The 12528-nt window shown below is 50.8% G+C and carries 14 protein-coding genes and 1 pseudogene; 12 read left to right on the top strand and 3 right to left on the bottom strand.

The genetic code is table 11. From position 1 onward, the window contains the following. The first annotated feature begins 85 nt into the window (after positions 1-85). The 4 genes and pseudogenes from tauA to tauD all read left to right on the top strand — a co-directional run bounded on the left by tauA (position 86) and on the right by tauD (position 3578). Positions 86-1084: a taurine ABC transporter substrate-binding protein gene (gene tauA / locus U0008_RS19960; RefSeq protein ID WP_043489391.1), complete on the top strand. Its 999-nt coding sequence runs from the start codon at positions 86-88 to the stop codon at positions 1082-1084. Positions 1085-1094: 10 nt separating this feature from the next. Then, a pseudogene (gene tauB, locus U0008_RS19955) lies at positions 1095-1876 on the top strand (taurine ABC transporter ATP-binding subunit). Beyond that, positions 1873-2718: a taurine ABC transporter permease TauC gene (gene tauC / locus U0008_RS19950; RefSeq protein WP_025799222.1), complete on the top strand. Its 846-nt coding sequence runs from the start codon at positions 1873-1875 to the stop codon at positions 2716-2718. The pseudogene tauB and the gene tauC overlap by 4 nt, the downstream one beginning before the upstream one ends. Then, positions 2715-3578, top strand: a complete 864-nt coding sequence (gene tauD / locus U0008_RS19945; RefSeq protein ID WP_043489389.1) for a taurine dioxygenase — start codon at positions 2715-2717, stop codon at positions 3576-3578. The genes tauC and tauD overlap by 4 nt, the downstream gene beginning before the upstream one ends. 70 nt (positions 3579-3648) lie before the next feature. On the opposite strand, the gene U0008_RS19940 is transcribed toward tauD, so the two are convergent. Together U0008_RS19940 and U0008_RS19935 are read right to left on the bottom strand one after the other, a co-directional pair. Beyond that, positions 3649-3801 (bottom strand): Hok/Gef family protein, encoded by a 153-nt coding sequence (locus tag U0008_RS19940; protein WP_043489542.1) that lies wholly within the window; start codon positions 3799-3801, stop codon positions 3649-3651. 268 nt (positions 3802-4069) lie between these two features. After that, on the bottom strand, positions 4070-5998 hold the full coding sequence (locus U0008_RS19935; protein ID WP_043489386.1) for an ABC transporter ATP-binding protein: 1929 nt from the start codon (positions 5996-5998) through the stop codon (positions 4070-4072). Positions 5999-6149: 151 nt separating this feature from the next. Here U0008_RS19935 and kefG point away from each other — a divergent pair, with 151 nt between their 5' ends. The 4 genes from kefG to slyD all read left to right on the top strand — a co-directional run bounded on the left by kefG (position 6150) and on the right by slyD (position 9439). Then, positions 6150-6704 carry a glutathione-regulated potassium-efflux system ancillary protein KefG gene (gene kefG / locus U0008_RS19930; protein ID WP_043489384.1) on the top strand — a complete coding sequence of 185 codons (555 nt, stop codon included), beginning with the start codon at positions 6150-6152 and terminating at the stop codon, positions 6702-6704. Then, the gene (gene kefB, locus U0008_RS19925) at positions 6701-8515 is read left to right on the top strand and encodes a glutathione-regulated potassium-efflux system protein KefB (protein ID WP_025799211.1); all 1815 of its coding nucleotides are present in this window, start codon (positions 6701-6703) and stop codon (positions 8513-8515) included. The genes kefG and kefB overlap by 4 nt, the downstream gene beginning before the upstream one ends. A gap of 25 nt (positions 8516-8540) precedes the next feature. Continuing rightward, complete coding sequence (locus tag U0008_RS19920; RefSeq protein ID WP_025799209.1) at positions 8541-8735, top strand: YheV family putative zinc ribbon protein; 195 nt, start codon at positions 8541-8543, stop codon at positions 8733-8735. 107 nt (positions 8736-8842) lie between these two features. Continuing rightward, positions 8843-9439, top strand: coding sequence for a peptidylprolyl isomerase (gene slyD, locus U0008_RS19915; RefSeq protein ID WP_025799206.1), 597 nt, complete (start codon positions 8843-8845; stop codon positions 9437-9439). Positions 9440-9504: 65 nt separating this feature from the next. On the opposite strand, the gene U0008_RS19910 is transcribed toward slyD, so the two are convergent. Then, the gene (locus U0008_RS19910) at positions 9505-9738 is read right to left on the bottom strand and encodes a SlyX family protein (RefSeq protein ID WP_025799204.1); all 234 of its coding nucleotides are present in this window, start codon (positions 9736-9738) and stop codon (positions 9505-9507) included. A gap of 272 nt (positions 9739-10010) precedes the next feature. Here U0008_RS19910 and fkpA point away from each other — a divergent pair, with 272 nt between their 5' ends. The 4 genes from fkpA (at position 10011) to tusC (ending at position 12517) form a co-directional block, all read left to right on the top strand. Further along, positions 10011-10829 carry an FKBP-type peptidyl-prolyl cis-trans isomerase gene (gene fkpA / locus U0008_RS19905; RefSeq protein ID WP_043489382.1) on the top strand — a complete coding sequence of 273 codons (819 nt, stop codon included), beginning with the start codon at positions 10011-10013 and terminating at the stop codon, positions 10827-10829. Positions 10830-11036: 207 nt separating this feature from the next. Then, positions 11037-11759 carry a helix-turn-helix transcriptional regulator gene (locus U0008_RS19900; protein WP_008815470.1) on the top strand — a complete coding sequence of 241 codons (723 nt, stop codon included), beginning with the start codon at positions 11037-11039 and terminating at the stop codon, positions 11757-11759. Further along, the gene (gene tusD, locus U0008_RS19895) at positions 11759-12148 is read left to right on the top strand and encodes a sulfurtransferase complex subunit TusD (protein WP_043489379.1); all 390 of its coding nucleotides are present in this window, start codon (positions 11759-11761) and stop codon (positions 12146-12148) included. Before U0008_RS19900 ends, tusD begins: the two co-directional genes overlap by 1 nt. Positions 12149-12157: 9 nt before the next feature. Beyond that, complete coding sequence (tusC, locus tag U0008_RS19890; RefSeq protein WP_043489377.1) at positions 12158-12517, top strand: sulfurtransferase complex subunit TusC; 360 nt, start codon at positions 12158-12160, stop codon at positions 12515-12517. The last annotated feature ends 11 nt before the right edge of the window (positions 12518-12528 follow it).

Raw genomic sequence — 12528 nt, 5'->3', positions numbered from 1 at the left:
CTTCTTAACTAAATCTTGCTCAGCTAAAACTGTGTTCAACGCGGGGCATTGTGCTCCTGACACCGAAAAATAAGCGGAGCAGATGATGGCGAACAAACCCTTTTCTTTACGTAGCGTGGCTGCGTTTCTCACCCTCTCGTTAGCCGCCACGAGTGCCTATGCACTTGATGTGACCGTGGCGTATCAAACTTCTGCGGAACCGGCCAAAGTGGCACAGGCGGATAACGCCTTTGCCAAAGCCTCAGGCGCGAAGGTGGATTGGCGCAAGTTTGATAGCGGTTCAAGCGTAGTGAAAGCCTTAGCTTCCGGCGACGTGCAGATTGGCAATATCGGATCTAGCCCGTTGGCCGCTGCGGTGAGCCAAGGACTACCAATTGAAGTTTTCCTGTTGGCCTCGCAGTTGGGGAACTCAGAAGCGCTAGTGGTGAAAAAAGAGATTAAATCCCCGCAGGATCTTATCGGGAAGCGTATTGCCGTTCCTTTCGTTTCAACCACGCACTACAGCCTGCTTGCAGCGCTTAAGCATTGGGGGATCAAACCCGATCAGCTCACCATTTTAAACCTTCAGCCACCGGCGATTGCGGCGGCATGGCAGCGCGGTGATATTGATGGCGCTTATGTTTGGGCACCTGCCGTTAACGAATTGGCGAAAACCGGTAGCGTGTTAACCGACTCAGAACAGGTCGGCAAATGGGGTGCACCGACGCTGGACGTATGGGTAGTACGCAAAGATTTCGCGCAACAGCATCCCGATGTAGTAACGGCTTTTGCGCGCACGACGTTAGCGGCACAGAAGGCCTATTTGGCAGCGCCTGAACAGTGGCTGCAAGACGGACAGAACGTCGACAAGCTCTCCAAGCTGAGCGGCGTACCGCAAGATCAGGTTCCGGGGTTAGTGAAGGGAAACCGCTATCTGCCCGTTGCCGAGCAGGTTAATGAACTGGGCCAGCCGGTTGATAAAGCCATTCATGATACCGCCGTGTTTTTACAGCAGCAGGGCAAAATTCCTCAGGTGGCAGCAGATTATCGTAGCTTCGTGAATAACCAGTTTGTGAAGCAAGTGCAGGCTGAGCCTCAGTCATAAGGAGTTACCCATGCTGTCAGTGAATCATCTCAGTGCTTCCTATGATGGAAAACCTGTTCTGGAAGACGTCTCATTACAAATCGCGAGTGGACAACTGGTGGTGGTGCTCGGGCCGTCTGGGTGTGGAAAAACCACGTTGTTGAATCTGGTGGCGGGATTTAGCCAGCCAGATTCGGGTTCGATAACGCTGTCTGGTCGCGAAGTTACAGGGCCAAGCGCTGAGCGTGGCGTGGTATTTCAAAATGAAGGCCTACTGCCGTGGCGAAATGTTTTAGCTAACGTGGTATTTGGTTTGCAGCTACAAGGTGTGGCACGCGATGAGCGAAACGCTATTGCGCTACGGATGCTGCGCTTGGTTGGGCTGGAAGGTTATGAACGGCACTTTATCTGGCAGCTATCGGGCGGAATGCGCCAGCGAGTAGGTATCGCCCGTGCGCTGGCGGCAAATCCTCAACTGCTGTTATTGGATGAACCTTTCGGTGCACTGATGCGTTCACGCGTGAGCAAATGCAAGAATTGCTGCTGGGCGTGTGGCGTAAAACGGGTAAACAGATCTTACTGATTACCCATGACATTGAAGAGGCGGTATTTTTGGCCTCTGAACTGATCCTGTTGTCGCCGGGGCCGGGACGCATTGTTGAACGTTTGGCGCTGAATTTTGGCCAGCGCTATGCCGATGGTGAGCCGTGCCGAGCGATTAAATCCGATCCCGCGTTTATTGCGCGCCGGGAATATGTGCTTAGCCGCGTCTTCGAGCAGCGAACACCGCATGCGCAAGGAGTTTGGTCATGAGTCTTCATTCCACGCTGAAGGGTAATACCGCTGATAACGCGCATAAGCTGACCGTATACCAGAAGAAAAGAACTATCCCATCAAACGTGGTCATCAGCGCACTCACGTTGCTGGCCATCTTAGTGGTGTGGTGGGGCGTAACCGCGATGCAGCTTATCAGCCCGCTGTTTCTGCCTGCACCCCAGCAGGTGCTGAAGCAACTGGTAAGCATCAGCACGCAGGGCTTTATGGATGCCACGCTGGGGCAGCATTTAGCCGCTAGCCTGGGACGCATCCTGGTCGCGCTGCTTGCCGCCGTGGTTATTGGCGTTCCGGTGGGAATTGCGATGGGGCTCAACCCCACCGTGCGCGGTATTTTGGACCCCATTATTGAAATCTATCGTCCGGTGCCGCCGTTAGCCTATCTTCCGTTGATGGTTATCTGGTTTGGCATTGGTGAAACATCCAAGATATTGCTGATTTATCTCGCGATTTTTGCGCCGGTCACGCTGGCTGCTGCCGCAGGTGTGCGGAGCGTCGAACAGGTTCGCGTGCGAGCGGCTCAAGCTTTAGGGGCAAACCGCTGGCAGGTGTTGTGGTATGTAGTGCTTCCCAATGCGCTACCTGAGATTTTAACCGGCTTGCGTATCGGGCTCGGCGTGGGTTGGTCTACGCTGGTGGCCGCAGAGCTGATTGCCGCGACGCGCGGTTTAGGATTTATGATTCAGTCCGCCGGTGAATTTTTAGCCACGGATGTCGTTATCGCTGGCATTAGCGTTATTGCGTTGATTGCTTTTGCATTGGAATTGGGCCTGAGAGCCTTGCAGCGCCGCTTAACCCCGTGGCATGGAGTGAAAAAATGAATGAACGTATCGCTATTCAGCCTTTAAGCCCTGCCATTGGTGCAGTCGTTAGCAATATAGACCTCACCCGCCCGCTGAGTGATTCGCAGTTTGAACAGCTCTATCATGCGCTGCTAAAACATCAGGTGTTGTTTGCGCGTGGGCAGGCTATTACGCCGTTACAGCAGCGCGAGCTAGCATCGCGGTTTGGCGATCTGCATATACATCCTGTCTATCCGCATGCGGCGGGCGTGGAGGAGATCATTGAGCTCGACACGCATAACGATAATCCTCCGGACAACGATAACTGGCACACCGACGTGACCTTTATCGAGAATCCTCCGCTGGGCGCGATTTTGGCCGCCAAACGTCTGCCAGAGGTGGGCGGTGATACGCTGTGGTCGAGCGGCATTGCCGCCTTCGAGGCGCTTTCACCTCAGCTCAAGATATTATTGAGTGGCCTGCAAGCCGAGCATGATTTTGAAAAGTCGTTCCCTGAATATAAGCATCTTCGCTCGGAAGAGGAGCACCAGCGCTGGCTGCAGGCAAAACGTCAGCATCCACCGCTGTTGCATCCGGTGGTGCGAACGCATCCGGTGAGCGGGCGTCAGGCGCTATTTGTGAACGAAGGATTTACCACGCGTCTGGTGGGTATCCCTCAGCAGGAAGGCGATGCGCTGTTACAGTTCCTTTTCCAGCATACGACGAAGCCTGAATTCCAAGTTCGCTGGCGTTGGCAGCAAGACGATATCGCGATTTGGGATAACCGCGTGACGCAGCATTATGCCAATGCAGACTATTTGCCTCAGCGGCGAATTATGCATCGAGCGACTATTCTGGGGGATAAGCCGTTTTATCGCAGCGAAACGAAGGGTGCTTAGAGACTGATACACAACAGATTCCAGCCAACGAACGAGGTATTCCTAGTGGAATACCTCGACGTAAGGCCACTTACCGTTTAGATGCGTAGGCTAAAACGGCGGCAACCTCTTTGTTACCGTTTTTGATGTGTATTTCACACAGGTATCCATGTGTGATTCTAATGAACGTCAGAAGTGTTATACAGACGATCAATAGACACCAAATAACAGTTTTTTGTGGCATTTTTGGTTTTCCTTTTCCTTGTTTTGCAACGGGGAAGAGGCTAACCTCACACTGCTGCGTATGAGGGTTGGCCTCACCTTGATTTAATATCAGGTGGGGCTTTTTCCTATCTGCCATACCACTCTATGCTTAAGACAGACAGTCCTAAGCACCCAAGCGCAGAGTAAATGCGCTTTCGGGGGCTTAACAGTGGGTCTATGAGATTATGCGAAGTGGATTCCAGCGAATATTTCATCGCTGGCAATCGATTACAGCCTCTTTGCGAGGCCTATTCGCTTTCAGCCTCAAAGGCTCGGGTCATGACTTCCAGCTTTTCCTGCCCATCTAACCATTCCATTTCAGCTTCTTCGAGCGCGGCCTTGGTTTGATTCTGTTGCTGTAGGCATTCGGTCAGCTCCGCTTTGCGGCTGATATCATACAGTTCGCTATCGGCTAATTTTTCTTCGAGTACGGCTAGCTGAGCGCTCAGTTTTTCCATTTGCTGTTCCATCTTCATGATGTGCTTGCGGATCGGCTGAGTCTGGGTGCGGAATTCGGCTGCACGGCGCTTTTGATCTTTGCGCGCCTGAGCGCTGTTCCCGCTAGTTTCGCTTTCGCTTTTATTGGAGTCTTGCTGTGCCTGTTGACGTTGCAGGTCAATCATCCACTGTTGATAATCTTCCAAATCGCCAGCAAACGGCTCAACTTGACCATCGTGTACCAAGTACAGATCGTCGGTCGTTGAACGTAGTAAGTGACGGTCATGGGAAACCACCACCAATGCACCTTCGAAGTCGATGAGGGCTTCGGTCAGCGCTTGGCGCATGTCTAAATCGAGGTGGTTAGTGGGTTCATCGAGCAGCAACAAATTAGGGCGCTGCCAAACAACCAGTGCTAATACCAGACGTGCTTTTTCTCCACCGGAGAAACGCGCGGTGTGCTCGGTGACTTTATCGCCGCGGAAACCAAAACCGCCTAGATAGTCACGCAGTTGCTGTTCCGTTTCGCGTGGGGCGATGCGGGTAAGATGCTGCAACGGTGATTCATCTGCGCGTAAATATTCCAACTGATGCTGAGCGAAGTAGCCCAGCTTCACGCCTTTGGCTAAACCGATTTCGCCTTTTTGCGGTGCTAGTTCACCCGCCAACAGCTTGATTAGCGTGGATTTACCTGCGCCGTTGCGGCCTAGCAGACCAATGCGAGAACCGGGAACGAGATTCAGCTTGATGGAATCCAGAATGGTTTTGTCACCGTAGCCAGCGCTCACTTTTTCCATCCGCAGCAATGGGTTTGGCAGGCTTTCTGGCTCGCGGAAGCTGAAGTGGAATGGATTGTCGACGTGAGCTGGCGCAATGAGCTCCATTCGCTCTAGCATCTTCACGCGGCTTTGCGCCTGTTTAGCTTTTGATGCCTTGGCTTTGAAGCGATCGATGTAGCTTTGCAGATGCGCGACGCGCTGCTGCTGGCTTTCATACATCGATTGTTGCTGTGAAAGCTTAGTGGCGCGTTGTAGCTCAAACGATGAATAGTTGCCGGTGTACTCGAACATCTGTTCTTGCTCGATATGCAAGATTTTGTCGACGATCGGATCGAGGAAATCACGGTCATGGGAGATAAGAATCAGTGTGCCGGTGTAGCTTTTTAGCCAGCGTTCTAGCCAAATCACCGCATCTAAGTCGAGGTGGTTAGTGGGCTCATCGAGCAGCAGTAAATCGGAGCGGCAAATTAGCGCTTGTGCAAGGTTAAGGCGCATACGCCAGCCGCCGGAGAAGGATTTTACCGGCTCTTCGAGCTGGCTTTGGCTAAAGCCTAAACCGTGTAGCAGGCTGGAAGCGCGAGAGCGGATGGTCCACGCTTGAATGGCGTCTAGCTTGCCATGCACTAATGCGATGGCGTTGCCGTCGTTGCCTTCGTTTGCATCGTTGAGCTCAGACTCTAGCTGGCGGAATTCACGGTCGCCGTCGAGTACATACTCTAAAGCGGGCACGTCGAGTGCAGGGGTTTCTTGATTGACCCACGCCAGCGCCCAGTTACCAGGAAAGTTGAAACTGCCAGCATCGGCACTCATTTCACCTTTTAACAGCGACAGCAGCGTTGATTTCCCACAGCCATTTTTACCCACCAGACCCACTTTCTGGCCGGGGTTAACCGTTGCACTGGCATTGTCTAGCAGAACGCGGGTACCGCGTCGAATTTGTAGCGATGAGAAAACAATCATAAAGCGCCGTCTATTAGAAATGTGTTAAATTACGGTTGTTTTTGCGTGAACAATAATAAGTTTTCAGAACACGCACACTATTAATTTTAATCTTAGCGCTGCATGGTAGCTGAAATGCTCACCGATGACGACGCTTTGGGGAGGGGAATAGATGTCGCAGCCACCGAAAGTATTGCTGCTGTATGCCCATCCGGAATCACAGGACTCGGTTGCAAACCGAGTTTTACTGCAGCCGGCACAGCAGCTAGAACATGTCACCGTGCACGATCTCTACGCGCACTATCCTGATTTTTTTATTGATATTCACCATGAGCAGAAACTGCTGCGTGAGCATCAAGTTATTGTTTTTCAACATCCTCTTTATACCTATAGCTGTCCTGCCTTATTGAAAGAGTGGCTGGATCGCGTGCTGTCGCGCGGTTTTGCCAGCGGCGTTGGCGGAAATGCTCTGCGCGGAAAATATTGGCGTAGCGTCGTTACAACCGGTGAGCCTGAGGGGGCTTATCAAATGGGTGGCTATAACCGTTACACCATGGATGAAGTTTTGCGTCCATTTGAGTTAACGGCAGGCATGTGCCATATGCATTGGATGACGCCGATGGTGGTTTATTGGGCTCGCCGGCTTAAGCCCGACGTTTTGCAAACGCATGCCAAAGCCTACGGGCAATGGTTGGAATCACCTTTGGCGGGAGGCGGTAGTTTATGACCGAAGAGGGCTCACTCTTACCAGCGATACTGCTGTTCCTATTTGCAGCCGTCGTGGCAGTGCCGATTGCTCGGCGGATTGGTATTGGTACCGTGCTGGGTTTTTTGATTGCGGGTATTGCGATTGGTCCGTGGGGGTTAGGGTTTATCCGTGACGTGGATGAGATCCTGCATTTTTCGGAACTGGGTGTTGTATTCCTGCTTTTCATCATTGGCTTAGAGCTTAATCCTAGCAAGCTGTGGTCGCTTCGACGCTCGATTTTTGGCGTGGGGGCTGGGCAGGTTTTACTTACCGCAGTCATTCTGGGCGGTTTATTGCTGTTAACGGATTTTTCATGGCAGGCTGCGGTTATTGGTGGAATTGGGTTGGCGATGTCTTCCACCGCGATGGCTTTGCAGATGATGCGCGAGAAGGGGATGAACCGCAACGAAGGCGGTCAGCTCGGATTCTCGGTATTACTGTTTCAAGATATGGCCGTGATCCCTGCGCTGGCGCTAATTCCTGTTTTAGTCGGTTCCAGCAATAAAGATACGGATTGGACGTTTATTGCCATCAAAGTGGGTGCTTTGCTGGGCATGTTGATTGGTGGCCGTTACTTACTGCGACCGATTTTTCGCTATATTGCCGCGACCGGCGTGCGTGAGATTTTCACCGCCGCCGCACTTTTAGTAGTGCTTGGCTCCGCCATGTTCATGGACGCGTTAGGCGTGTCGATGGCGATGGGGACGTTTATCGCGGGTGTGCTGTTGGCGGAGAGCGAGTTCCAACATGAATTAGAAATTGCGATTGAACCGTTTAAGGGCCTATTGCTGGGGCTATTTTTCATCTCAGTCGGTATGGCGCTGAATTTGGGGGTTCTCTACACCCATTTACCTGAGGTATTGGCTGGTGTCGCCATTTTGGTGGCGGTAAAAGGCGGCGTGTTATATCTGCTTGCTCGCATAGCCGGCATCCGCCGCTCGGTGCGAATGCAGTTTGCGGCGGTGTTGAGCCAAGGGGGAGAGTTTGCCTTCGTTCTGTTCTCAGCGGCTAGCACGCAAAAATTATTGCAGGGCGATCAGATGGCGCTGCTGCTGGTGATTGTAACGCTTTCAATGGTGACTACGCCGCTGTTAATGCAGTTGGTCGACCGTATTTTAGAGAAACGCTACAACCCGCAGGAAGAGGACGAAGAGGCGCCGTTTGTGGAGGATGATGATCCCCAGGTGATTATCGTCGGCTTTGGGCGTTTTGGTCAGGTGATTGGTCGCCTACTGATGGCGAATAAAATGCGGATCACGGTTTTAGAACGTGATGTGAGCGCTGTCAGTATGATGCGTCGCTATGGGTATAAAGTTTATTACGGTGATGCCACTGAGCTTGAGCTGCTGCGCGCAGCTGGGGCAGAGAAAGCGGAGGCGATTGTTGTGACCTGTAATGAGCCAGAAGACACCCTCGCCGTGGTGCATTTGTGCCAGCAGCATTTCCCACACTTGAAAATTCTGGCGCGTGCGCGTGGCCGCGTTGAGGCGCATGAATTGTTGATGGCTGGTGTGAATCAATTTAGCCGTGAAACGTTTTCTAGCGCGCTAGAACTGGGGCGTAAGGCGCTGATGGAACTGGGTATGCATCCTCATCAGGCGCATCGGGCACAGCAGCATTTTCGCCGTTTAGATATGCGCATGCTGCGTGAGTTGATGCCGCATCATCAGGGAGATGTGACGCAAATTTCGCGTGTTAAAGAGGCCAGACGCGAACTGGAAGATATTTTTCAGCGCGAGATGCAGCATGAGCGGCGGCAGATGAATGACTGGGACGAAGAAGACCTGTGAAAAGGCCTACGAATAGGGTAACAAAATGAAAAAGAGATTTATTGCAGGAGCAACCTGTCCCAGCTGTAAGGCACAGGATACGTTGGTGGTATGGCGAGAGAATAATATTGAGCATGCTGAGTGTGTTAAGTGCGGGCATCAGCTAAGTCAGCCAGAAGCGAATGTCAGTGACCATGTTCAGCATAACAACCAAATGATCGGTATTTTTAAGCCAGAATAAGTGGCAAGGGTGGCGTTTCTGCGAGGGATTTTTTATCCTTGTGGGTACAGTGGCGCAAAATTCCGCTACAATCTGCGCCAATTTAGTTTCCAACGCTAGGAGATATCATGAAAGTAGCAAAAGACCTGGTGGTCAGCTTGGCCTATCAGGTACGTACAGAAGACGGTGTTTTAGTTGATGAATCTCCGGTGAGTGCACCGTTGGATTATCTGCACGGACATGGCTCCCTGATTTCTGGGCTGGAAGCAGCTCTGGAAGGTCACGCTGAAGGCGATAGCTTTGACGTTCACGTTGGCGCCAATGACGCTTACGGTAACTACGATGAAAATCTGGTTCAGCGCGTTCCTAAAGACGTTTTCATGGGCGTTGACGAACTGCAGGTTGGCATGCGTTTCTTGGCTGAAACCGATCAGGGTCCAGTTCCAGTAGAAATTACCGAAGTTGACGACGACCACGTTGTTGTTGATGGTAACCACATGCTGGCTGGCCAGAACCTGAACTTCCACGTTGAAGTGATCGCCATCCGTGAAGCAACTGCTGAAGAGCTGGAGCATGGTCACGTACACGGCGAGCACGATCATCACCACGAACACGGCGAAGGCTGCTGTGGTGGTCATGGCCACGAACACGGTCACGACCATGGTGAAGAAGGTGGTTGCTGTGGTGGTAATGGCAAAGGCAACGGTGGTTGCGGCTGTCATTAATTCTGTGATTGATAAGCAGAATGAAAAAAGCGGCCTTGGCCGCTTTTTTGTTGTTAAATCATCGCTCAATAGTGGGGCGGCGGTGTTTCTTCTGATGGGTGAGCCATCATCGACGGCTGAGCTGCTTTAAGCTTATCCACCAGTAAATGCATTTGCTCGCGGTATTTATTCATCTCTAGCTGAAGAGCAATAACCGTTTGGTTGAGCTCCTCAATCGTTATTTCCTGAAAAGCCAGTCGGCTTTCGAGCATTTCAAATCGGGATTCAAGCTCTTCGCGATCCCAAGCCGATGGTTGCATAATCTTTCCTCTGAAAACGGTGTAGTTTCTGTTCACAATTTCATAGGTGAAATTTCACCTCATAATCGTTATTTTACCCGTAAAGCAGGCGAATTGCGCGTTACGCTTGTTGATTGGCTAAGCGAGTGAAACTTTTTGGGCATGTTGTAGTCTGAATTTATCAGACTGGCACGCTTAGTGATTGTTTTATGCGTCAACAGACCGCTATAGTAGCCAACTACATTTAGCTCATCGTTATTTAAGGTAATTTGCCTTAAAGTTTGGAGAAATGGATGAAATCTTTTTTTAAAGTTACTGTGCTGGCAACCACAATGGCTCTGGCTCTGAATGCATCAGCGTTCGCCGCTGACGCAGCTAAAGCTGCAGATGCTGCGCCGACAGCAACTAACAGCAAATTCAAGAATGACGATCAGCAGGCAGCATACGCATTAGGTGCTTCTCTGGGACGTTATATGGAAAACTCCCTGAAAGAGCAGGAAAAACTGGGCATCAAGTTGGATAAAGACCAGTTGATCTCCGGTGTCCAAGATGCTTTCGCAGGTAAAAGCAAGCTGACCGACCAAGAAATCGAAGGCACTCTGCAGGGCTTTGAAGCACGCGTAAAAGCATCTGCACAGGCTAAGATGGAACAGGATGCTAAAGCTAACGCAGACGCGGGTAAAAAATTCCGTGATGCGTTCGCTAAAGAGAAAAACGTTAAAACCACCAAAACTGGCCTGATGTATCAAGTTGATAAAGAAGGCACCGGTGCTGAGCCAAAAGACAGCGATACCGTAGTGGTTAACTACAAAGGTACTCTGACCGATGGTACTGAGTTTGATAACTCATACAGCCGCGGTGAGCCACTGTCTTTCCGTCTTGATGGCGTTATCCCAGGCTGGACTGAAGGCCTGAAACACATCAAAAAAGGCGGCAAAATCAAGCTGGTCATCCCACCAGAATTGGCATATGGCAAAACTGGCGTCCCAGGCATCCCTGCAAACTCTACGCTGGTATTTGATGTAGAACTGCTGGATGTTAAAGCTGCACCAAAAGCTGACGCGAAAGCAGAAGCTCCAGCAAAAGCTGACGCAGCGAAAGCAGGCAAGTAATTAACTTGAATGTTTAAAAAAAGCCGTGGAATATTCCACGGCTTTTTTGTTTTTTATCGTTGGAAGGTAAAAAAAACTTTTACCCCGCTGGCCTCAAGGATTTTAATAGGGCAGCTTTGCTAAACTTTATTTGCTAACTAGCACGTTTTCTTGAATCTGCATCCATCGATGGATGCGTAGCTAAATCCTCCGTGGGGGTTGTCTTCAATGTCCAATACGCTTATGCCTGGTGACACCAGTGAGCTCGATTTACTGGATGAGCGTCCGTTCAGCCAGACCGATCATGAAATTCTGAAATCATACGAAGCCGTTGTTGATGGTCTTGCTATGCTCATTGGCTCTCATTGCGAAATCGTTTTGCATTCGCTTGAGGACTTGAAATGTTCAGCGGTACGTATTGCAAACGGTGAACATACGGGGCGCAAAATCGGCTCGCCGATTACCGATTTAGCCCTGCGCATGCTGCACGATATGGCCGGTGAAGATAGCAGCGTGTCAAAAGCGTACTTCACGCGCGCAAAAAGCGGCGTGTTGATGAAGTCGGTTACGATTGCCATTCGTAACAAAGAGCAGCGCGTTATTGGTCTGCTATGTATCAACATGAATCTGGATGTGCCTTTCTCACAGATCATGGAAACCTTTATTCCTAAGGCTTCACAAGACGTTGCTTCTTCAGTGAATTTTGCCTCTTCCGTGGATGACTTAGTGGCGCAGACGTTAGAGTTCACCATCGAAGAAGTGAATGCTGACCGTTCTGTATCAAACAATGCGAAGAATCGCCAAATTGTGCTGAACCTACATGAAAAAGGCATCTTTGATATCAAAGACGCCATTAATCAGGTTGCCGACCGTCTGAATATCTCTAAGCACACGGTGTATCTGTATATTCGTCAGTTCAAAAGCGGCGACCTACAGGGCAGCGATCGCTAATGCTTAGCTACTCCTTGTTTGTGACAGGCCCTGCTTATGGCACGCAGGCGGCGAGTAGCGCCTACCAGTTTGCTCAGGCACTGGTGGCCAGCGAGCACCAATTGGTCAGCGTGTTCTTCTACCGAGAGGGCGTGAGTAACGCTAATCAGCTGACATCTCCGGCGAGTGATGAATTCGATCTCGTTCGTGCGTGGCATAAATTAGCGCAGGAACATAACGTGGTGCTGAATGTGTGCGTCGCGGCAGCGCTGCGTCGCGGTGTGGTTTCGAAAGATGAGGCTGCACAATTGGGCTTACCTGCCGCCAATTTGCAGGATGGCTTTGTCTTGAGTGGGTTAGGTTCACTGGCTGAAGCCGCATTGACCTGCGATCGCATCATGCAATTCTGAGGGGATGGGATGAAACGTTTAGCTTTTATTTTTACTCAGCCTCCGCATACATCAAGCGCAGGACGTGAAGGATTGGATGCCTTATTGGCTGCTTCTGCCTTTAGCGAGGATATTCAGGTGTTTTTTGTTGGGGATGGTGTTTTCCAACTTTTGCCCAATCAAAAACCGGCTGAAATTCTTTGTCGAGACTATGTTTCAACCTTTGGCGTGATGCCGCTTTACGATATTGAAGACGTTTATATCTGTTCCGAGTCACTGCGTGAAAGAGGTTTACATGACAATGAGCAGTGGATTATCGACGTTCAACTGCGAACTGCGGCACAGATTCGACAAAATCTTGAACAACGCGATGTTGTGCTAACCTTTTAGCCTTTGGTGAT

Origin of the sequence: Hafnia alvei, from assembly GCF_034424155.1 — a bacterium.
GTDB classification, from domain to species: domain Bacteria; phylum Pseudomonadota; class Gammaproteobacteria; order Enterobacterales; family Enterobacteriaceae; genus Hafnia; species Hafnia alvei.
This window is presented reverse-complemented; position numbering and strand designations above follow the sequence as displayed.